We start from the raw sequence: 21,519 nt of genomic DNA on the forward strand, positions 1-21,519 counted from the left end.
GACTTGGCTCAAAATGTGTCACGGAACAAAACCGAGGTTACCGATGAGTAACTTCGGCTGTTTCGCTCGTCTACCATAACCGGTGGTTCCGCGGCGATCACCGGCGTCTCCCCCGGCAACCGGGCCGACCCATTCGCAACCGGAGTGCTTCACCGATAACCTCCCTTGTGCAATGAGCGCATCCGCAGCCGAGGGCCCGCACCTCCACACCCCGCCGGACACTGACCCCGGGTTGGTTCTCACCGGTGAACGCACCATCCCCGGCCTCGCCGAGGAGAACTACTGGTTCCGCCGCCACGAGGTGGTCTACCAGCGGCTGGCCCCGCGCTGCGCGGGACGGCGGGTGCTCGAGGCCGGCTGCGGCGAGGGCTACGGGGCGGACCTGATCGCCGGTGTCGCCGCGGAGGTCGTCGCCGTCGACTACGACGAGACGACGGTGGCGCATGTGCGCGCCCGCTATCCGCGGGTGGGCATCCGCCACGGCAACCTCGCCGACCTGCCGCTGCCGGACGCCGCGGTCGACGTGGTGGTCAACTTCCAGGTCATCGAGCACCTGTGGGACCAGCCCGGGTTCATCGCCGAATGCGCCCGGGTGCTGCGCCCCGGCGGGCTGCTGATGATCTCCACCCCCAACCGGATCACGTTCTCCCCCGGGCGCGACACCCCGATCAATCCGTTCCACACCCGGGAGCTCAACGCGGCGGAGCTGACCGAACTGCTCACCGACGGCGGGTTCACGATGGAGTCGATGAACGGGCTGTTCCACGGCGCCGCGCTGCGCGCCCTCGACGCCCGCCACGGCGGGTCGATCATCGACGCCCAGATCGCCCGCGCGGTGGCCGACGCCCCCTGGCCGGCTGAGCTGCTCGCCGACGTCGCGGCCGTCGGCGCGGACGACTTCGCCCTCGTCGAGGCCGACACCGACCCGGATCACCCGATCGATGACAGCCTGGACCTGATCGCAATCGCGGTGCGCCCGTGACGGATTCGCCTGCGCCGGCACCCGGCATGTTCACGCTGGTGCTGCACACGCACCTGCCGTGGCTGGCCCATCACGGACGCTGGCCGGTCGGCGAGGAATGGCTCTACCAGTCGTGGGCGGCCTGCTATCTGCCGGTGCTGCGGGTGCTGCGCACCTTGGCCGCCGAAGGCCGACGCAACCTGCTGACGTTGGGGATCACCCCGGTCGTGGCCGCCCAGCTCGACGATCCGTACTGCCTGGCCGGGATGGGCCATTGGCTGGCCAACTGGCGGCTGCGTGCCGCGGAGGCCGCCAGTCTGCGCCCGGGTGATGCGGTCGGGTCGACGGCGCCGGCCTCCCAACCCGAGGCCCTGCGGGTGTTCGGGCGCCGCGAATACGCCGCCGCCGAGGCCGCCGAGGCCGACTTCGCCACCCATTGGAGCCACGGCGCCAGCCCGCTGCTGCGCGCATTGCTCGACGCCGACACGGTGGAGCTGCTCGGCGGGCCGCTGGCCCACCCGTTCCAGCCGCTGCTGGCCCCGCGGCTGCGGGAGTTCGCGCTGGCCGAGGGCCTCGCCGACACCCGCCACCGGCTGGCACACACCCCGCGCGGGATCTGGGCGCCCGAATGCGCCTACGCCCCGGGCATGGAGCACGGCTACGCCGCCGCCGGCGTGGGGCATTTCATGGTCGACGGGCCGTCGCTGCACGGCGACACCGCGCTGGGGCGCCCGGTCACCGACTCCGGGGTGCTGGCGTTCGGCCGGGACCTGACCGTCAGCTACCGGGTGTGGTCGCCGAAGTCGGGCTACCCCGGCCACGCCGCGTACCGGGACTTTCACACCTACGATCACCGCACCGGGTTGAAGCCGGCACGGGTCACCGGGCGCACGGTCGCCCCGGACCGCAAAGCGCCCTACGATCCGGCCCGCGCCGACACCGCCGTCGACACCCACGTCGCCGACTTCGTCGACGTGGTGCGCCGGCGGCTGCACAGCGAAACCGAGCGCATCGGGCGGCCCGCCCACGTCGTCGCCGCGTTCGACACCGAGCTGTTCGGGCACTGGTGGCATGAGGGACCGATCTGGCTGGAGCGGGTGCTGCGCGCCCTGCCCGCGGCCGGGGTGCGGGTGGGCACCCTCGCCGACGCCGCGGCCGCCGGGTTCGTCGGCTCCCCGGTGGACCTGCCGGCCGGCTCGTGGGGATCGGGCAAGAACTGGCAGGTGTGGTCCGGGGAGCAGGTCGCCGACCTGGTGTCACTCAACGCCGAGGTGGTCGAGACTGCGTTGAGCGCCGTGGACAAGGCCCTTCCGCCGGCCGCGGCGGGCACCGCCTCGCTGAACGGGCCGGCGGTGCGCGACCGGGTCGCCGACCAGATCCTGCGCGAGGCGCTGCTGACGGTCTCCAGCGACTGGCCGTTCATGGTCAGCAAGGACTCGGCCGCCGAGTACGCGCGCTACCGCGCTCACCTGCACGCCCACGCCACCCGGGAGATCGCCGACGCGCTGGCCTCCGGCCGCCGCGAGACCGCCGCCCGGCTGGCCGATGGTTGGAACCGCGCCGACGGGTTGTTCGGCGCCCTGGATGCCCGGAGGCTGCCGCGGCCATGAAGATCTTGATGGTGTCTTGGGAGTACCCGCCGGTGGTGGTCGGCGGGCTGGGCCGCCACGTCCATCACCTGTCGGTGGCGCTGGCCGCTGCCGGCCACGAAGTGGTGGTGCTCGCCCGCCAACCCACCGGCACCGACCCGAGCACCCATCCGCCCAGCGACGACGTCAGCGAAGGGGTGCGGGTGATCGCCGCCGCGCACGACCCGCACGAGTTCAGCTTCGGCACCGACATGATGGCCTGGACCCTGGCGATGGGCCACTCCATGGTACGCACCGGGTTGAACGTGAAAACCCGTGGCAGCGATGAGGTTTGGCGTCCGGATATCGTTCATGCCCATGACTGGCTGGTGGCGCATCCGGCGATCGCGCTGGCCGAGTTCTACGACGTGCCGCTGGTGTCGACACTGCACGCCACCGAGGCGGGTCGACATTCCGGCTGGGTGTCCGGGCCGATCAGCCGGCAGGTCCACGCAGTGGAATCCTGGCTGGCCCACGAATCCGATTGTCTGATCACCTGTTCGGCGTCAATGCGCGAAGAGATCGGCGAACTGTTCGGGGCGGGCCTGGCCGAGACCACCGTGATCCGCAACGGGATCGAAGCGCAACGCTGGCCGTACGCCGAGCGTCGCCCGCACCCCGGCGCTCCGGAGCTGCTCTATGTGGGCCGACTGGAGTACGAGAAGGGCATCCAGGAGGCGATCGCGGCGCTGCCACGCATCCGACGTGTGTACCCGGGCACCACGTTGACCGTCGCCGGCGACGGCACCCAACTCGACTGGCTGCGCGAGCAGGCCCGCAAACACCGCGTCGTCAAGGCCACCCGCTTCGTCGGCCGTCTCGACCACGACGAGCTACTCGCGATGCTGCACCGCGCCGACGCGGCGGTGCTGCCCAGCCACTACGAACCGTTCGGGCTGGCCGCGCTGGAGGCCGCCGCTGCGGGAACCCCGCTGGTGACCGCGAACGTCGGCGGCCTCGGTGAACTGGTCGTCGACGGGGTGACCGGGATGTCCTGCCCGCCGCGCGACCCGGCTGCGCTGGCCGACGCGGTCGCCGCCGTGCTGGCCGACCCGGCCGCCGCCCAGCAGCGCGCCCGGGCCGCCCGCGAACGGCTCACCGCCGACTTCGACTGGGAGACCGTGGCCGAGGAGACCGCCGGGGTGTACCTGGCGGCCAAACGCCGGGTGCGCTCCCCGCAGCCGCGTCGCCCCATCGTCGAACACGCCCTGCCCGACCGGTAGGCCGGCCGGGCAGGCGGATTGCGGTCAGGCGCTGCGCCGGGCGGCGACGAACGAACGCACCCCCATGGCCACGTAGCCGACCAGCAGCACGAACATCACGGTGCTGGTGATCACCGCACCGGGACGCTCAGCGGTCCCGGCGAACAGGTCGCCGAGTTTGGCGACGTTCATCAGTGCGCCCAGCGCACCGAGCAGTGCCACGGCGAGCGCGGCATGGATGGCGTGGCGGTGAGCGGCGGGCTTGCGGGCGATCAGGCCGGCCACCAGCAGCAGGATCCCGACGAAGGCGGGGATGAGCGCGGTGACGCTGGCGAACGCGGAAGCAACGTAGGCGATGACGCCGGTGAGCACGAGGATCGCGCCGATCGCCAGGGTGAGGGTGGTCACAGTGGACTCTCTTTCTCGGGGGGCGAGGCGATCGCGCGCTGCGGCGCTGATCGGCGTCGCCGATGGTCCGTCGACGGCACGGGGAGCCGATGTCGGCTCTCAACGCGCCCAACGGCGTTCGTCAACAGCGCAGTGTAGCCGGTTGCCGCTTCGGTATCGAATCCATACCGGCAGCGCGGATTTGGTCACCGTCGGCGTTGCGGCGACGTGCTCAGCCGGCCGCCTTCTTGCGCTCGATGTCGGCCAGCGCCTCGGCGAGTTCGGCCCGCTGTGCCGCGCTGGCCTCCCACTGGTCCTTGCGGTTCTTGACGACCCTGGCCGGGGCGCCGACCGCGATCGAAAAGTCCGGGATGTCACCGCGTACCACCGCGTGCGAACCCAGGACGCAGCCCCGCCCGATGGTGGTGCCGCGCTGCACGGTCACCTTCGCCGCCACCCAGGTGTCGGGGCCGATCCGCACCGGGGTCTTGACGATGCCCTGGTCTTTGATCGGCAGGGTGATGTCGTCCATCTTGTGGTCGAAATCGACGATGTAGCACCAATCGGCCATCAGCACCGAATCACCGAGTTCGATATCGAGATAGGCGTTGATCACGTTGTCGCGGCCGAGCACCACCTTGTCGCCGAACCGCAGCGAACCCTCATGGGCGCGGATCGTGTTCTTGTCGCCGATGTGCACCCAGCGACCGATCTCCAGTTGCGCCAGTTCGGGGGTGGCCTGGATCTCCACGTCCTTGCCCAAAAACACCATGCCGCGGGTGATGATGTGCGGATTGGTCAACTTGAACTTGGCCAGCCGCCAGTACCTGACGAGGTACCACGGGGTGTAGGCCCGGTTGGCCAGCACCCATTTCAGCGAGGCCCGGGTGAGGAACCGGGCCTGGCGGGGATCGCGCAGCCGGGAACCCCGCCACCGTTTGTGGATGGGGGCGCCCCACATGGTGGTCATGACCGGAAAGCCTACGCGAGCGGTTTACCGCGACCCGATACGCTCACCTGATGCTGCGCCGGTTCCTTCCGACCGCGGCCGCGCTGGTGGTGACGCTGGCCGGCTGCACCAACACCGACTCCTGGGTGGAGCCGGTGGCCTCGGCGGGCTGGTCGGCCCCCTACGCCGACGCGGCCAACAGCAGCTACACCGAAACCGCCGGCGCGTCAGCGCTGGCGTTGGCCTGGACCCGCTCGGTCAAGGGCGATCTCGGTGCCGGACCGGCACTCAGCGAGACCGGGTATCTGGGGCTCAACGCGCAGACCGACGCGGGATGCTCGCTGATGCAGTGGGAGGACGACAACGCCGGCCGGCAGCGCTGGTGTCTGCGGCTGGCGCAGGGCGGCGGCTTCGCCGGGGTGCTGTTCGACAAGTTCGACAACCTGTATGTGGGTGAGCCGGGCCAGATGCTGGCGTTCCCGATCACCCAGTGGGTGCGCTGGCGCCAACCGGTGATCGGGATGCCGACCACGCCGCGGATGCTCGACCCGGGCCGTCTGCTGGTAGTGACCCATCTCGGGCAGGTGCTGGTGTTCGACGCCCACCGCGGCACCGTGGTGGGCACCCCGCTGGATCTCGTCGAAGGGGTGGCGCCCACCGATCCGCGCCGCGGGCTCGGCGACTGCGCCCGCGGCGGGCCGGCGTGCCCGGTGGCGGCCCCACCGGCGTTCGACGCCGGGACCAACCTGGTGGTGCTCAACCTGTGGGAGCCCGGCGCCGACGCCCCGGTGCTGGCGGGCCTGCGCTACCACCCGGGAGGCTCCCCCCAGTTCACCCGGGAGTGGGCCTCAAGCGCGGTCGGCGACGGCGCACTGGGCGCCCCGGTGTTCGCCGCCGACGGCCAGACCGTCTACGTCACCGGCCGCGACGAGCAGCTGTGGGCGCTGGACGCCGCCGACGGCTCCGCGAAGTGGTCGGCGCCGTTGGGGTTCGCGGCCCAGACCCCGCCGGCGGTCTCCCCCGACGGGGTGATCGTGGCCGGCGGCGGCCCGCAGACCGATCTGGTGGCGATCCGCGACGACGACGACCACGGCGAGCCGTTGTGGCGCCGCGACGACGTCACCCCGCTGGCCACCGCCGGCCTGGCCGGCGACAAGGTCGCCTACACGGTGGTCGACGGCACCTCGGTGGGCCCGACCGGGCTGTCGCTGCTGGTGTTCGACCCCGGCGACGGGCGCACCCTCAACAGCTATCCGCTGCCGGAGGCCTCCGGATTCCCGGTGGGGGTGGCGGTCGGGTCCGACCGGAGCGTGGTCACCGCCACCAGCGCCGGGCAGGTGTACAGCTTCGCCCCCACCGGGTCATGAGCACCCATCCCGTCCCCCCGACCCCGCGCCGTGGCGGCACCGCCGATCTCGTCGCCACGGTGCTGCTACTGGTGGCGCAGCTGCTGCTCTACGCGATGACGATGATGGTGCTGGGGCTGATGGTGATGAGCACCGACAACTGCGCCTACGTCGAATGCGGTGACGAGGCCTGGCTGGCCCGGGCGCTGGCCCTCGGGTTCTGGAGCGGCGGGGCACTGTTGGCCACCACCGTGACCGTCTCGGTGATCCGACGTCGGCGCAAGCGGCTCACGTTCTTCGTCCCGATCCTGGGTCTGATCGCCCAGCTCGGGCTGGGCGCGGTGGGCCTGGCGCTGGAATCGCTGGCCGGGCCGCTGTAGCCGGCTCGGCGCGCCGGCTCAGCCCAGCGCGAGCGGCGGGATCGCCGAGCGGGCCACCCGCGCCGAGGTCGCCCCGGACGCCAGCGGCAGCAGTTCGCCGGGCGCGAAGAAGAAGATCACCTCGTCGTCGGTGATCGCGAAGTTCTGGTAGTGCGCCGGGTCGGTGCCGGTGCCCGGCAGCACCGCGGCCCGCCAGCCCAGTTGGCGTTCCAGATCGCGCTGCACCAGCGGGAACACCTTCTCCAGCACGTCACTGCTAGGGGTGTCGGGGCCGAAGAGCGTGTCGAAGGTGATCGGCCGGTGGCGGTTCAGGTCGTAGGTGAACGTCTTGTACCAGGTCGCCGGATGCGGACCGCCGACATCCTGGTAGATCTTGAGCACCACGCTCTCGGTGCCGCCCGGGGGCTGGCCCGACCGGTAGCGTTCGGCGCTGCCGTCCATCTCGTAGGGCACCGCGCGGGGGCCGGGCATCTGCGCGACGCTGACGAACCCGTCGCGGTTTTGCACCACATAGTCGGTGAGGGCGTCCTGATCGGCGTAGTCGGTGGGAAACACCAGGTTCAGCCGGTAGCGCTCGGTGGTGGTCTGCAGACGGCAGAGCTGCTCGGCTTCGCCGACCCCGCCGAGGTCCGCACACGACACCTCGGCGGCGGCGACCGGTATCCCCATGAAGGCGGCGGCGATCCCGAGCGAAACGGCGGCGGCGACTCTGCGCATCATCGGTGGTCTGGTCCAGTCCATCAGCAGGGGCGGTGAAGCTGCTCAGCTTACCGTCAGGTCCGCGTTCCCGCGGGTCGCCCGGCAGACAAACGCGGTGGCCTTGGCCGCCGCCCCGGCGCCGATGCGGGTCACGATCACCGACAGCGACGCGGCGCCGCGCGGCCGCAGCCGCCGCCGCAGGGCGTCGGGGTCCACGTCGACACCGCGCACCAGGATCTCCACCGCCCCGCAGTCGCGGGCGGCCAGCGCCGCACGCAGCGACTTCTCCTTATAGGGCAGCTGGTCGAGCACCTCGAAGCCGCGGATTCCCGGCGGCAGCGTGTCACCGGACAGGTAGGCGATCGCCGGGTCGAGCTGCCACAGCTGGTGGCGGGCGCCGTAGTGGCGGACCAGCCCGGCACGCACCACCGCACCGTCGGGGTCGATGAGGTAGCGCCCGGCCGCACCGACCGGGCAGTCGTCGGGATCGGCGTCGGTGAGCTGCTCACCACTGTCGAGCAGGACCGCGCGGCGGCGCACCCCGGCGGTGGCCAGCCCCGGTGACCACAGGCAGGCCTCCCGCACCGATCCGGCCAGCGAGCTGACGGTGATCTCGCCGTGAAATCCCAGTCGCCCCAGCGCGGCGAAGTCGATCCCGGGGGCGACTTTGACCACCAGGTCGCGGTCGCGGTAGGTCTTTAGCAGCGCGTCGAGGGCCGGGCGGTAGGCGCGCGGATCGAACCGGCGCTGCCCGCCGGAGCGTCGTGCCGGGTCGGCGACGATGACCGGGGTGGTGCTGATCGGCTGCAGCGCATCGGCGCGGCACAGCGCCACCGCCCCCGCCAGGTTGTGGTCGGCCATCGCCAGGCGCACCGGGTCGAGGTCGCTGCCGAGCAGGTCGGCCGCGGTGTCGCGCAGTGCGGCCAACTCGGTGCCGATCGAGCAGGTGACGTCGTGGACGACCCGCCCGGCGAGCCGCTCGGCGCGGTAGCGCGCCACCGCCGCGGCGCTGGCCTGCTGCAACGCGTCGGAGGTGAACAGCCACTCGGCGCTGCCGGGCAGCTCCGCCAGTTTCGTCGCCGCGCGGCGGCGCAGCAGCACGGTCTCGACGAGCGCCCCGGCGTGGTTGCCGTGGGCGGAGCGAACCGCCGTCACGTCGGCCAGCCGGGTGGCGGGGCTCAGCGCGTGACGCGCGGTGTCGGCGAGGGCGTCCCGCCCGGGCCGCGAGCGCAGGTAGGCGACGTCGTCACGGTCGAACGGGTAGCCGACCATCAGCGGTCGGTCAGGACGGCTTCACCCCGGTGACCATCACGTTGTAGAACCAGCCCTTGGGCACCACCTGCCGCCAGACGTTGGTGTCGACCCAGCTCAGCGCGGTCCAGCTGGAGAACGCGAACCGGGCCCAGCCCCAGCCGAGCCTTCCCGGCGGGACCGCCGCCTCGAAGGTGCGCACCGGCCAGCCCAGCATGGCGGCGGTGAACTCCTCGCTGGCGGTGGCGATGTCGACCGCGCCGGCGCGGGAGGCCATCGCCTCCAGGTCGGCGGGTTCGAAGGTGTGCAGGTCGACGACCGCCTCCAGGGCGGCGGCGCGGGAGGATTCGTCGAGCTCGGTCTGCGGGCGCCGCCAGCCCCCCAGGCCGGGCAGTTTGGTGAGGTTGGTGGTGATGCGCCAGGTCAGGGTCGACAGGCCGCGGGCGTAGCCGTTGCCGACGGTGGTGGGCTCGCCGGCGAAGACGAACCGGCCGCCGGGCTTGAGCACCCGCAGCACCTCCCGCAGCGACAATTCGACGTCGGGGATGTGGTGCAGCACCGCGTGACCGACCACCAGGTCGAAGGTGTTGTCCTCATACGGGATGCCTTCGGCGTCGGCGACGCGGCCGTCGATGTCCAGGCCCAGTCCCTGGCCGTTGCGCACGGCCACCTTGACCATGCCCGGGGACAGGTCGGTGACGCTGCCGCGGCGGGCCACCCCCGACTGCATCAGGTTGAGCAGGAAGAATCCGGTCCCGCAGCCCAGTTCCAGGGCCCGGTCATACGGCAGGTCACGGCGTGCCTCGTCGGCGGGAACGATCGCGTCGAACCGGCCGCGGGCGTAGTCGACGCAGCGCTGATCGTAGGAGATCGACCACTTGTCGTCGTAGCTCTCGGCTTCCCAGTCGTGGTAGAGGATCTGGGCGAGTTTGCTGTCGTGGCGGGCGGCCTCCACCTGCTCGGCGGTGGCGTGCGGGTTTGGTGCCGGGTCGGTAGTCGTCATGGTGGGGTTAGCCTAACGGCCGGTCCAGGCCGGGGGAAAACTGCCGTGACCGGGTGTGCGCGTGGTGTGGCGGCGTGGCGGGCGGGTGGCGAAACGGCCGGGCCGCGCGGAGACGGGGGGATCTCTCGCAGGGCGGCCCGGCCGTTGCCGGTCTAGAAGGCCATGCCGGCGAGCAGGCTGGCGATGAGCTCGGCCAGCTGGCCCGGCAGCAGCCCCATCAGGCCGTCGGCGGCTGCGGGCAGGAACCCGGCCAGGTCGGTGGGCAGGATGTCGCCCAGCCCGCTGGGCAGCAGGTCGGTGAACATCCCCGAAAGATCACCGAGTCCACCGCCGCCGGAGAACAACCCTCCGATGGCATCCAGGCCGAACTCCTCCAGGCTGGGCGCCTTGAACGCGTCGACGATGTCGGCGATCATCGCCCCGGGGTAGCCGAGCGTGGTCTTGGCGATGTCGGTGAGGCCGCCTTCCAGGGCGCCGAAGAGGTCCCCGGCGTACGGTCCCTGGCCCAGTGCCGCCTCGATGACGTGGGTGAGCGCGGCTTGCGGGGCGACCATCAGGTCGCGGGTGTTGACGAACAGGTCCTGCCAGAGGTTGGCGGCGCCGACGTGGTCACCGTTCCACATGTCCAGGGTCCAGTCTCCGGGACTGCCGCTGACCACGACCTGATCGGTGTTGCTCAGCGGGTCGGTGAACATCATCAGCGGGTTGGGGTTGTTCACGTTCATCTGGGTCCAGGCCATGATCGCCGCGGCGTGGGAGAACGCGGCGGCCTTACCGCCCGATCCGACCTGCCCGGCGATGTAGTCGACCGCGTCGGTGAAGTTGTCGTTGAACACCACACCGTTGAAGTTGGTCATCGAGCCCCACTCGGGGACGATCGGAAAGCCGAGCGTCCAAAGGAACGGCGGCAGGATGTAGAGGATCTCGTTGAGCCGGCCGAGTGGTTGCATCAGCGAACCCAGAAACGAGCCCTTGTCGAGGATCCCGGCGTTGATCTCGTTGAGTCCGCCGAGAATATTCCCGGAGGCAAACGCCGTCTCAGTCCCCGCGACCGTGTCCGGGATCTGACTGATATCCGGTAGATCCCCCTCGTGCAACAACGAGTACAGAAGCGGCCATGCGGTCTGCTGGGCCCGCAGGAAGTCCGAGGCGAATACCCCCGATTTGTCAACCCCGGTCACGTCGAGGTCACCCACGATGTCAATCGCCTGCTGCAAACCCGCGGGACTGAGTTCCGCCCCCGGCGGCACCGTCCCCACCAGGTTGGCGACGTTGTCCAACGACTCCCCGTGCCGGATGAAATCGATGACCACATCCCCGGCGCTCATCAGCTGAACCGAGATGTTCTGCACCGAGATGTCCGGGATCTGCACGCTCGTCGGCGGGGCGACCAGCGGGGCGGCGGCGATCATGCCGGCGCCGGCCAGGGCGATCGCGGTGGTGGCCCAGGGGCGGGTGGCGCGTTGCTGCATGGGGCGATCCTCGCAAGTCGATGTTTCGATACGAGCCGCCTCGTATCGCAATGTGCGCCTAAGTTACTTTAAGGATGATCTCAGGTCAAGGGGTGCGCCCGGAATTTTCTCGGCAGTGTTCCCCCAGCTCAGTGCTGTGGGACCGCGCTGCCGCGCAGCGGAGTCAGCTGAGTCGCGGCTGTCAGTAGGCGGCTGTCAGGAGAAGGCGGCGTCGATGCCGGCCTTGGCGGCGGCCAGCGCCTGCGGCGGCGCCTCGGCGAACCGGCCCACCCAGGCCACCGCCGCCTCATACACACCGTCGGGAGCGACCATGTCGTCGATGAGCCCCAGCGCCAGCGCCTCCTCGGCGTCGAAGAAACGCCCGCTGTACACCAGTTCCTTGGCGCGACTCGCGCCGACGGTGCGCGCCAATCGGACCAGACCGTCGGCGTCGGGCACCAGGTCGGCGAGGATCTCGGTCGCCCCGAATTTCACGTTGTCCCCCGCGATGCGCCAGTCGGTGGCCAACGCCAGGCTCAGTCCCCCACCGAGGGCGTAGCCCGTGAGGGCAGCAACTGTCGGCTTCGGGATCGCGGCCACCGCGGCAGCGGCGTCGGCGCGGACCCGGCCGGCTACCGCGGTCTCCTGCGCATTGAGTGTTCGCAGTTCGGGCACATCGTCGCCGGCGCTGAAGATTTCGTGGCCACCGTAGAGGATGACCGCGGCGATGTCGTCGCGGCGCGTGGCCTCACCGGCCGCCGCGACGATCTCCCGGTATGCCTGGCGGGTCAGCGCATTGGTGGGCGGGCGGCTGATCGTGATCGTGCCCACCGCGGGATGGGCATCAGCGGTGCGCAGGTGAACGAATTCGCTCACTGCGCCCACCCTTGGGGCAGCCCATCGGGGCGCTGCGCCAACGCGGCGTTGTAGCGGTCGGAGTCGAAGAACTCGATGTGCCAGTTGTCGCCGTCCATCGTCAGGTTCGGCTGCACCGGGGTGATGGTGCGCTCCACGGCAAGGACCTCGGCGACGGTGCGCCCGGCCAGCGAGTCCAGCTGGGTCCAAGTGGGCGGCAACAACAAGTTGCGTCCGGCGGCGAAGTCGTCGATCGCCGCCTGGGGCTTCACCCAGTCCGCGGTGTCCGACTCGGTGTTCTCGCCGTCGGCGCTCTGGCCCTGCGGCAGCGCACCGACGAAAAAGTAGGTGTCATACCGCCGCGTGCGTTCGGCTTCCGGGGTTACCCAATTGGCCCACGGGCGCAGCAGATCTGCGCGCAACACCAGTTGCTCGGCGCGCAGGAACTCCGCGAACGACAATGTGTTGGCGGCCAGTGCGCGCCGCTGCTCGCCGTAGATCGACGGATCGGACACGATCGCGGCCGGGTCGTCGGCCGGTCCGGCGAACAACACGCCGGACTCCTCGAAGGTCTCGCGGGCCGCCGCACACACCAACGCCTCGGCCAGGTCGGTGTCGACGCCGAACCTCTGCGCCCACCATCCGGGATTGGGTCCCTCCCAGCCGATCTCGGCGGTACGGTCTCGCTTGTCGACTCCCCCGCCGGGAAACACCATCACCCGCGGCGCGAACTGCATGCTGGCCGCACGGCGCATCAAGAACACGTCGAGGTCTCGTGCACCTGCGGTGTTGTCGCGGATCAACATCACGGTGGCGGCCGGTCGTGGCGTCAACGGTGTCATCAAAACCTCCGGTGGGCGGCACGGCTGCGGGTACGGCGAGCGAAATAGCGCCCGTCGATGACATCGAGGCTGATCGACTGCCCGAACGCCGCGGACAGGTTCTCCGCGGTCAGCACGTCGGTCAACAGCCCCGAGGCGACCACGGTGCCCTCCGAGAGCAGCAGGCAGTGACTGAACCCCGGGGGGATCTCTTCGACGTGGTGGGTGACCAGCACCAGCGCCGGGGCGTCGGGGTCGGCGGCCAGGTCCGCCAGCCGCGCAACCAGTTCCTCGCGCCCACCGAGGTCCAGCCCGGCGGCCGGTTCGTCCAGCAGCAGCAACTCCGGATCGGTCATCAACGCCCGGGCGATCAGCACCCGTTTGCGTTCCCCTTCCGACAGGGTGCCGTGGCGGCGGTCCGCGAGATGCTCAGCGCCCAGGCTCTCCAGCAGGTCGATCGCCCGGTGATAGTCGACCTCGTCGTAGCGCTCCCGCCACCGGCCCAGCACCGCGTAGCCGGCGGAGACCACCAGATCGCGCACCACCTCGTCATCGGGGATGCGGTGGGACAGCGCCGAGGAACTCAACCCGATCCGGGCCCGCAGTTCGGTGACATCGACCCGGCCGAGTCGCTCGCCGAGCACGTGGGCGACCCCGCTGGTGGGGTGTTCGGTGGCCGCCGCGATACGCAACAGGGAGGTCTTGCCTGCCCCGTTGGGACCGACCACCACCCACCGCTCGTCCAGTTCGACCGACCAGTCCAGGGGTCCGACCAGGGTGTGCCCGCCGCGCTGCAGCGAGACACCGGCGAAGTCGAGCAGCAGGTCGGGGTCGACTGCGTCGGCTTCGTTGTCAGGCACGCAACCATCGTGCCGTACTCGGTTCGCCGGTGGGCTAAGGGGTCACCGCCCGGTGAGGGGCGTGTCGCGGCGGCATTACTGCTGAGATCGATGCCTGAGCGGACACACGGCCTCAAATAGCAAGGAGCATGTCCGCTCAGGCATCGATCTCAGCCGCTACTCGGCGGGAATCTCCACCCGACGAACGGTGCCGTCGACAGCGTCCGCCGCCTCGATCTCCCCGCGGGTCACCCCGAGGATGAACAGCACGGTGTCGAGGTAGGGGTAGCTCAGCGCGGCGTCGGCGACCTCCCGCAACGCAGGTTTGGCGTTGAACGCCACGCCGAGCCCGGCGGCGGCGAGCATGTCGATGTCGTTGGCGCCGTCGCCGACGGCCACGGTCTGGCTCATCGGCACTCCGACATCGCGGGCGAAATCACGCAGGGCGCGGGCCTTGCCGGCCCGGTCGATGATCGGGCCGACCAACCGTCCGGTGAGCACCCCATCGACGATCTCGAGGGTGTTGGCGGCGACGTAGTCGAGCGCCAACTCGTGTGCCAGCGGATCGATGACCTGCCGGAACCCGCCGGAGACCACCCCGCAGAAGTAGCCGAGCCGGCGCAGCGTGCGCAAGGTGGTGCGTGCCCCCGGGGTGAGCACCAGCTCATCGGCGACGTCGTCGAGGACCGTGGCGGGCAGGCCGGCCAGGGTGGCGACCCGCCGGTGCAGCGATTCGGCGAAGTCCAGTTCGCCGCGCATCGCCGCCTCGGTGATCGCGGCGACCTCGGCTTCGGCGCCCACATGGGCGGCGAGCATCTCGATGACCTCACCCTGGATCAGGGTGGAGTCGACATCGAACACGACCAGCCGCTTGGTGCGCCCGGACAGGCTGCTGTCGGAGAACGCCACGTCGAGGTGCTCATCGGCGGCGGCGCGCGCCAGCACGCTCTGCAGCTGCCCACCCACGTCGGGCGGCACCGTGACCCGCAGTTCCAACCCGGTCACCGGATAGTCCGAGATCCCGCGGATCGCGTCGATGTTGACGCCGAGCTCGGCGACATCATGGGCGAGCGCCCCGAACGCGGCCGCGGTCACCGGTCGGCCCAACACCACGATCTTGTGGGTGGAGGGCTCATGGATGATCGGCAGGTCGTCGCTGTGCTCGACGGTGACCTCAAGGCCCAGCGCGCCGATTGCGGTGCGCAACTCCGCATCCAGCTCACCACCGTGGACCACCGGCGGCGACGCCGACACCAGCACACCCAGGATCAGCCGACCCCGGATCACCACCTGTTCGACGTTGAGCAGCGCGACCCCGTGCCGCTCGAGCACCTCGAACAGCGCCGAGGTGACGCCCGGTCGGTCGACCCCGGTGACGGTGATCAGCACCGACACGTTGGGGGTGTTCACCCGCAAACCCCCAGGAGGGTCAGGTCGACGGTGACGCCGCGATGGCCTCTTCGGGGTGCTTGCGACCGATGTGCGCCTCGGCCCGCATCCGCTCGACCATGTGCGGGTAGTGCAGCTCGAACGCGGGGCGCTCGGAGCGGATCCGCGGCAGCTCGGTGAAGTTGTGCCGCGGCGGCGGGCAACTGGTCGCCCACTCCAGCGAGTTGCCGTAGCCCCACGGGTCGTCGACGGTGACGACCTCGCCGTAACGCCAGCTCTTGAACGAGTTCCAGGTGAACACGATCAGCGAGGCACCGAGGATGAACGCACCGACGGTCGACACGATGTTCAGCGGCTGGAACCCGTCGATGTCGAGGTAGTCGGCGTAGCGGCGTGGCATGCCCTCGTTGCCCAGCCAGTGCTGCACCAAGAACGTGGTGTGGAACCCGATGAACGTCAGCCAGAAGTGCAGCTTGCCCAGACGCTCGTCGAGGAGACGACCGGTCATCTTGGGGAACCAGAAGTAGATCCCGGCGAACGTGGCGAACACGATCGTGCCGAACAGCACGTAATGGAAGTGGGCCACCAGGAAGTAGGTGTCGGTGACGTGGAAGTCGATCGGCGGGCTGGCCAGCATGACCCCGGTGAGCCCACCGGCGAGGAAGGTCACCACGAAGCCCAGCGAGAACAGCATCGGGGTCTCGTAGGTGATCTGGCCCTTCCACATGGTGCCGATCCAGTTGAAGAACTTGATCCCGGTGGGCACCGCGATGGTGAACGTCATGAACGAGAAGAACGGCAGCAGCACCGCGCCGGTGGCGAACATGTGGTGCGCCCACACCGCGGTGGACAGCGCCGCGATCGCCATCGTCGCGAAGATTAGCGTGGTGTAGCCGAAGATCGGCTTGCGGCTGAACACCGGGATGACCTCACTGACGATGCCGAAGAACGGCAGCGCGATGACGTAGACCTCGGGGTGGCCGAAGAACCAGAACAGGTGCTGGTAGAGCAGCACCCCGCCGTTGGCCGGGTCGTAGATGTGCCCGCCGAGGTGACGGTCGTAGGCCAGCCCGAGCAGCGCGGCGGTCAGCAGCGGGAAGATGATCAGCACCATCAGCGAGGTGACCAGGATGTTCCAGGTGAACACCGGCATCCGGAACATCGTCATCCCGGGGGCGCGCATGCACACCACGGTGGTGATCATGTTGACCCCACCGAGGATGGTGCCCAGACCGGCCACCGCCAGACCGGTGATCCACAGGTCCGCACCGGCGCCCGGGGTGTGCACCGCGTCGGAGAGCGGGGTGTAGGCGGTCCAGCCGAAGTCGGCGGCGCCGCCGGGGGTGAGGAACCCGCCGAGGGCGATCAGGGTGCCGAACAGGAACAGCCAGTAGCTGAGCGCGTTGAGTCGCGGGAACGCCACGTCGGGGGCGCCGATCTGCAGCGGCAGCACCAGGTTGGCGAATCCGAACACGATCGGTGTCGCATAGAACAGCAGCATGATCGTGCCGTGCATGGTGAACAGCTGGTTGAACTGCTCGTTGGAGAGGAACTGCAGCCCCGGCGCGGCCAACTCGGCCCGGATGAACAGCGCCAGCAGCCCGCCGACACCGAACATCGCCATACAGGTGACCACGTACATGATCCCGATCAGCTTGTGATCGGTGGTGGTGATCAGCTTGTACAGGAGGGCACCCTTGGGTCCCGTGCGCGGCGGGTAGGGGCGACTGGCCTCTAGTTCTCCGCGCGGGGGGGCTTCGGCTGTCAAGGTTCCTCCAACGGTTCGTCCCGGCATCCCTGGATTACTGCAGTGATCGTAGCGTTCCGCACGGACGACGGCCCGCGCCGGTCCTACAAACTGTCGTAATGATGCCGTGCCCAATTTTGCGACACCGCAGTGTTACCGTCAACCACGTGCTGAACAGCGGTGAATCGCTTCGCGCCGCGGGTCCGGCCCCGGCTGGGACCACCGCTGGAAACACCCCTGGGACCACCGCTGGAAACACCGCCCTGACCACCGCTATCGCGGTCGCGCTGACCGTGGCGTTCGCCACCGGCTGCACCAGCGACGACACCGCCGCGCCCACCGAGTCGATGACATCGGTGATCACCAGCACCACCACGATCGCCGGGGCCGGGGTGCTGGGCAACCAGCGCCGCCCCGACGAGTCCTGCGCCCCCGAGCCGGCGCCGGCCGACCCGGGGTCCTCGCTGCGCACGGTCACCAACGCCGAGGGCGTCGACCCGGAGACCGTCGAGGTGCCCGCCGACCCGCAGCGCATCGTGGCGCTGGCCATCGATCAGCTCGACGCGCTGTGCGCACTGGGGCTGCAGTCACGCCTGGTCGGCGTGGGAGTGCCGCCACCCTCCTACCTGGGCGCCGTGGTGCACGACACGCCCGGCGTGGGACCGCGCGACACCCCGGATCCGGGGGCGATCGAGGCCGCCGACCCGGAGCTGATCCTCGGCTCGGTGCCGGGCAGCCAGCAGGTCTGCCCCGAGTTGGCGGCGATCGCACCGACCGTGCTCACCGGGGCGGACGGGGCGCGCTGGCAGGCCACGTTGCGTGCGGTCGCCGCGGCGACCGGGCGCGCCGAGGCGGTCGACGGGTTGCTCGACCGGTTCGCCGAGGACGCCGCCCGGGGCGGCGCCGAGGCCGATACGGCGCACTATCAGGCCTCGATCGTGCAGCTCACCGAGGACAGCGTGCGGGTCTACGGGGCGGTGAACTTCCCCGCCACGGTGCTCAAAGCCGCCGGATTGGACCGCCCGGCGGCGCAGCGGTTCACCGATAAGCCGTTTGTGGAGATTGCGGCCGACGCTGCGGCGCTGCAGGGCGACGCCGACCTGTCGGCCGCCGACGCCGACATCATCTACGTGTCGTTCGACTCGCCGGCCGCCAAGGACCGCGCCCCCGCGGTGTTCGACAGCCCCGCGTGGCGGGCGTTGGCGGCCAACCGCGACAACCGGGTGTTCATCGTCAACAACGAGGTGTGGCACCTCGGCCAGGGCTTGGTCGCCGCCTACGGGGTGCTCGACGACTTGCAGTGGGTCAACGCGCCGATCAACTGATCAGCCGGTGCAGTGCGTCAGTGGCCGCCGTTCGCGCGGCGTCGGCCTCCGCGCGCAGCCGGTGGACCTGCGTGTCGAGCTCACCGACCCGATCCTGCAGGCCCGCGAGTTCACCGACCTGACGCGACCGCAGCCGGCCCTCGTCGCCGTCGGTGCCGAGCACCGAAAGTTGCTCGGTGATGCGGTGCTGCGCCTCGTAGAGGTCTGCACGCGTCGCCTCGGTCTGCTCCCGCTGCCCATCGAGGCGGCCGGCCTGCTCCCAGTGCGCCAACACCCCCGACAGCGCCGCGACGGTCTCGGCGTCCAACGAGCGACCGGCCAGCCAGGACTCCAGGCGCCCCGGCGCGAGGTCCTCGTAATCGATTTCGCGACGCACCGGCCAGGCCTCCACCACGGTCGCCTCCGCGAGCTGGTGTGCCGGCACCGCCACCCGGAAGCGGTGCCAGTCGGGATCTGCCCCGTCTTCCCCCTCCTCGCCGTCTTCGCCGTCGAGGGTCGCCCCGTCGTGGTCGGCGATGTGGTGGCCGACCACCCGGGGCACCTCGAAGATCACCTCGACGGGGTGATCGTGGTCGTTCTGCGCGCGCAGGGTGTGCCGGCGTTCTTCGCGGCACTCCTCGATGAGCGCCTCGCTCGCCAGCCGCACCCGGGTGGTGACGGTGTGGTGGCGTTCGACGGCACTGCAGCGCACGGCCAGGTCCTTGGCGAAGCCCAGCCGCACCGGTGCGCCCCGGGCGGTGAAATCGACCATCGCCTCCCCGGCGTACCCGTCGTGTTCGTAGACGACCGCGGGCCCTTCCTCCAGCACCAGGTCAGTGGTGTTGGAGAACGCCAACGCAACCTCGGGCGCGGGCCCGAATCCCTGGCGCCACACCAGCTCTCGGTGCACATCGGACACCGAAGCCACCGCCAACGGCACCATCGCCGCGCCGCCACGTTTCAGCGAGATCGGGCTGGTGAGCCGGTATTCGAAATACTGTCCGCGGTCGGCGCTCGCCACCTCCTCGGCGGCCTGCTCGTAGGCGTCGACACCGGTGAGCATGGCCGCCGAGCGCACCATGGCGCCGGGCGGTTGCGGCGCGAACACCCGCTCGCGCTCCTCGCGAGCCACCCGATGCACACGACGTGCTTGGTAGAGGTCGATCTCGAACGAGATCGGTTGGCCGGTGGTCAATGTCACCTCGACATCGGTGAGGTCCTCATCGATCGGGTTGTGCAGAATTCCCATCGCGGCCAACCGCAACCGATCACCGTCGCTGAGGATGCGATACGACACCCGCCACATCGGTGCCGCCACCAGATAGGCGATCCGCGCGTCGCGCGCCTTCCCGCGCACCGCCACGCCCACCTCGCAGTTCGCCCCGCCGGTGGCCGCCCGGAACCGGTCGATCAGGTACTCCAGGTCCGCGCGGGAGGAATCGTCGAGCATCGTCAGCCCGTCGGCCTCGGCCAGGTCGACCAGCCCGATCTCGCCGGCGTCGGTGCGCAGCACCAGGTGGCGCCCGGTGCCGGTGGCAGAGCGGTGATGATCGGCGCCGTCGTCCACACCGATCACCTCGCCGCGATGCCGACGCGCACCGCAACGCACCTCCACGGCACGGCCGCGCAGCCCGTCGAGCAACCCCAGCAGCGCCTTGCCGCTGTCGAACCGCAGGCGACGGTCGGCCAACTGCTCGTCGGGGTCGGCCGGGGTGTCGAAGGTGATCGCGCCCATCGACACCTGACCGTCGGCGACATCGAGGACCAGCGATTTCAGCACGTCTTTCATGTCCTCGCGGCGGAAGGTCAGGCTGAATTCCCCGTCGATCGGCCCGCGTCGGTCGACGAAGGCCATGCCGTGCTTGTAGAGGACCAGACGCGTCACCGGGGGCCGAGGGCTCATGCGGTGACGATATCGGTCGGCGCCGACACCGTCGGGGCGTTCGGGGGCGGGCGTGCGGGTTATCGTTGCGGTCCTTGCGCCCCTACCGTGGGAACTGCGCCGCGGTCGGGCCACGGGCCGCCCCAGAAAATTTAACTTCGCTAAGCTATACAATGAGGCGTTGGGGCCGGCACGGGGCCGGCACGACCGGTGTCAACCGGGGCTGAGCCGCCTGCCCGCCGTGACGGACACGTAACCGCAACCAACAGAGGGATCCCGACATGAGCACAACCGTTTCCGCCTACGCCGCCACCTCGGCGACTGAACCGCTGGTCAAGACCACGATCCCGCGCCGGGCACCCGGCCCGCACGACGTGGCCATCGACATCAAGTTCGCCGGGATCTGCCACTCCGACATCCACACCGTCAAGGCCGAGTGGGGCACCCCGCGTTACCCGGTGGTGCCCGGCCACGAGATCGCCGGGGTGGTGACCGCCGTGGGCTCGGAGGTGAGCAACTACCAGGTGGGCGACCGTGTCGGGGTGGGCTGTTTCGTCGACTCGTGCCGCGAGTGCCCCAGCTGTGTGGCCGGACTCGAGCAGTACTGCACCGGGGGCGGGATGACCGGCACCTACAACGCGATCGGCCGTGACGGCGAGCCCACCCAGGGCGGCTACAGCCAGGCGATCGTCGTCGACGAGAACTACGTGCTGCGCATCCCCGATCAGATCCCGCTGGATGCCGCCGCGCCACTGCTCTGCGCCGGGATCACGCTGTTCTCGCCGCTGCGGCACTGGCAGGCCGGCCCCGGCAAGCACATCGCCATCGTCGGTCTCGGCGGGCTCGGCCACATGGGCGTCAAGCTGGCCGCCGCGATGGGCGCGGAGGTCACCGTGCTGTCGCAGTCGCTGAAGAAGATGGAGGACGGCCTGCGTCTGGGCGCCAACCACTACTACGCCACCTCCGATCCGGACACGTTCAAGAAGCTGCGCAACAACTTCGACGTCATCCTCAACACGGTCTCGGCGAACCTCGACCTGGGCGCCTACCTGAACCTGCTGAAGGTCGACGGGACGCTGGTGGAGCTGGGCATGCCCGAGCAGCCGATGAGCGTTCCGCCGTTCCCGCTGGCCGGGATGCGCCGCAGCCTGTCGGGCTCGATGATCGGTGGGATCGCCGAAACCCAGGAGATGCTGGACTTCTGCGCCGAGCACGACGTGCGCCCGGAGATCGAGATCATCGACGCCGACTACGTCAACACCGCCTACGAGCGGGTGTTGGCCTCCGACGTGCGCTACCGCTTCGTGATCGACACCGCGACGATCTGAGCCGCCGGCGCGCCGAGCCGCTGACAACGCCGCTGACAACGCCGAGGGGGGCACCGTATCGGTGCCCCCCTCGCGTCGCGTCAGCGTGGTGCCGCGC

General features: G+C 70.2%; 19 protein-coding genes. 7 read left to right on the plus strand and 12 right to left on the minus strand.

Features of this window, described 5'->3' with window-relative positions:
* Positions 1 to 172: 172 nt before the first annotated feature.
* The 3 genes from B8W67_RS07990 to B8W67_RS08000 are packed head-to-tail and all read left to right on the plus strand — an operon-like array spanning position 173 to position 3,812.
* Complete coding sequence (locus B8W67_RS07990) at positions 173 to 982, plus strand: class I SAM-dependent methyltransferase (protein WP_085303309.1); 810 nt, start codon at positions 173 to 175, stop codon at positions 980 to 982.
* Positions 983 to 1,008: 26 nt separating this feature from the next.
* Positions 1,009 to 2,571 (plus strand): 1,4-alpha-glucan branching protein domain-containing protein, encoded by a 1,563-nt coding sequence (locus B8W67_RS07995; RefSeq protein WP_174254773.1) that lies wholly within the window; start codon positions 1,009 to 1,011, stop codon positions 2,569 to 2,571.
* Entirely contained in the window at positions 2,568 to 3,812 is a 1,245-nt protein-coding gene (locus tag B8W67_RS08000; RefSeq protein WP_069392176.1) for a glycosyltransferase family 4 protein, read from the plus strand. Before B8W67_RS07995 ends, B8W67_RS08000 begins: the two co-directional genes overlap by 4 nt.
* A gap of 24 nt (positions 3,813 to 3,836) precedes the next feature.
* On the opposite strand, the gene B8W67_RS08005 is transcribed toward B8W67_RS08000, so the two are convergent.
* A complete protein-coding gene (locus B8W67_RS08005) occupies positions 3,837 to 4,199 on the minus strand; it encodes a hypothetical protein (RefSeq protein WP_069392177.1) in 363 nt (120 codons plus the stop codon).
* A gap of 211 nt (positions 4,200 to 4,410) precedes the next feature.
* Positions 4,411 to 5,148, minus strand: coding sequence for an acyltransferase (locus B8W67_RS08010; RefSeq protein ID WP_085303315.1), 738 nt, complete (start codon positions 5,146 to 5,148; stop codon positions 4,411 to 4,413).
* A 50-nt stretch (positions 5,149 to 5,198) separates the two neighbouring features.
* Here B8W67_RS08010 and B8W67_RS08015 point away from each other — a divergent pair, with 50 nt between their 5' ends.
* Complete coding sequence (locus B8W67_RS08015) at positions 5,199 to 6,494, plus strand: BamB-related PQQ repeat family beta-propellar protein (RefSeq protein WP_085303317.1); 1,296 nt, start codon at positions 5,199 to 5,201, stop codon at positions 6,492 to 6,494.
* Entirely contained in the window at positions 6,491 to 6,853 is a 363-nt protein-coding gene (locus B8W67_RS08020) for a DUF6264 family protein (protein WP_085303319.1), read from the plus strand. Before B8W67_RS08015 ends, B8W67_RS08020 begins: the two co-directional genes overlap by 4 nt.
* Before the next feature lie 18 nt (positions 6,854 to 6,871).
* Here the strand turns inward: B8W67_RS08020 and B8W67_RS08025 are convergent, their stop codons facing one another.
* From B8W67_RS08025 to ctaD, 9 genes are all read right to left on the minus strand, one after another.
* Positions 6,872 to 7,570 (minus strand): esterase, encoded by a 699-nt coding sequence (locus tag B8W67_RS08025; protein ID WP_085303383.1) that lies wholly within the window; start codon positions 7,568 to 7,570, stop codon positions 6,872 to 6,874.
* 45 nt (positions 7,571 to 7,615) lie between these two features.
* Positions 7,616 to 8,824, minus strand: a complete 1,209-nt coding sequence (locus B8W67_RS08030; RefSeq protein ID WP_085303321.1) for a class I SAM-dependent methyltransferase — start codon at positions 8,822 to 8,824, stop codon at positions 7,616 to 7,618.
* Positions 8,825 to 8,834: 10 nt separating this feature from the next.
* Complete coding sequence (locus B8W67_RS08035) at positions 8,835 to 9,806, minus strand: class I SAM-dependent methyltransferase (RefSeq protein WP_085303323.1); 972 nt, start codon at positions 9,804 to 9,806, stop codon at positions 8,835 to 8,837.
* Positions 9,807 to 9,958: 152 nt separating this feature from the next.
* Positions 9,959 to 11,278 carry a phosphoglycerate mutase family protein gene (locus B8W67_RS08040; RefSeq protein WP_085303324.1) on the minus strand — a complete coding sequence of 440 codons (1,320 nt, stop codon included), beginning with the start codon at positions 11,276 to 11,278 and terminating at the stop codon, positions 9,959 to 9,961.
* Positions 11,279 to 11,473: 195 nt separating this feature from the next.
* Positions 11,474 to 12,142, minus strand: coding sequence for an enoyl-CoA hydratase (locus tag B8W67_RS08045; protein WP_085303326.1), 669 nt, complete (start codon positions 12,140 to 12,142; stop codon positions 11,474 to 11,476).
* Positions 12,130 to 12,954: an NUDIX hydrolase gene (locus B8W67_RS08050; protein WP_069392185.1), complete on the minus strand. Its 825-nt coding sequence runs from the start codon at positions 12,952 to 12,954 to the stop codon at positions 12,130 to 12,132. Before B8W67_RS08050 ends, B8W67_RS08045 begins: the two co-directional genes overlap by 13 nt.
* The gene (locus B8W67_RS08055; RefSeq protein ID WP_069392186.1) at positions 12,954 to 13,793 is read right to left on the minus strand and encodes an ABC transporter ATP-binding protein; all 840 of its coding nucleotides are present in this window, start codon (positions 13,791 to 13,793) and stop codon (positions 12,954 to 12,956) included. The genes B8W67_RS08050 and B8W67_RS08055 overlap by 1 nt, the downstream gene beginning before the upstream one ends.
* Positions 13,794 to 13,949: 156 nt before the next feature.
* Positions 13,950 to 15,182 carry a phosphoserine phosphatase SerB gene (gene serB / locus B8W67_RS08060; protein WP_085303328.1) on the minus strand — a complete coding sequence of 411 codons (1,233 nt, stop codon included), beginning with the start codon at positions 15,180 to 15,182 and terminating at the stop codon, positions 13,950 to 13,952.
* A 19-nt stretch (positions 15,183 to 15,201) separates the two neighbouring features.
* Positions 15,202 to 16,929 (minus strand): aa3-type cytochrome oxidase subunit I, encoded by a 1,728-nt coding sequence (gene ctaD, locus B8W67_RS08065; RefSeq protein ID WP_069392188.1) that lies wholly within the window; start codon positions 16,927 to 16,929, stop codon positions 15,202 to 15,204.
* Positions 16,930 to 17,171: 242 nt separating this feature from the next.
* Between ctaD and B8W67_RS08070 the strand changes: the two genes are divergently transcribed.
* Complete coding sequence (locus B8W67_RS08070) at positions 17,172 to 18,233, plus strand: ABC transporter substrate-binding protein (protein ID WP_372507476.1); 1,062 nt, start codon at positions 17,172 to 17,174, stop codon at positions 18,231 to 18,233.
* Here B8W67_RS08070 and B8W67_RS08075 read toward each other — a convergent pair.
* Positions 18,226 to 20,115 (minus strand): hypothetical protein, encoded by a 1,890-nt coding sequence (locus B8W67_RS08075; protein ID WP_085303330.1) that lies wholly within the window; start codon positions 20,113 to 20,115, stop codon positions 18,226 to 18,228. The genes B8W67_RS08070 and B8W67_RS08075 overlap by 8 nt on opposite strands.
* 260 nt (positions 20,116 to 20,375) lie before the next feature.
* Here B8W67_RS08075 and B8W67_RS08080 point away from each other — a divergent pair, with 260 nt between their 5' ends.
* Positions 20,376 to 21,422 (plus strand): NAD(P)-dependent alcohol dehydrogenase, encoded by a 1,047-nt coding sequence (locus tag B8W67_RS08080; RefSeq protein ID WP_085303332.1) that lies wholly within the window; start codon positions 20,376 to 20,378, stop codon positions 21,420 to 21,422.
* The last annotated feature ends 97 nt before the right edge of the window (positions 21,423 to 21,519 follow it).

The organism is Mycolicibacillus koreensis (assembly GCF_002104795.1).
Classification (GTDB): domain Bacteria; phylum Actinomycetota; class Actinomycetes; order Mycobacteriales; family Mycobacteriaceae; genus Mycobacterium; species Mycobacterium koreense.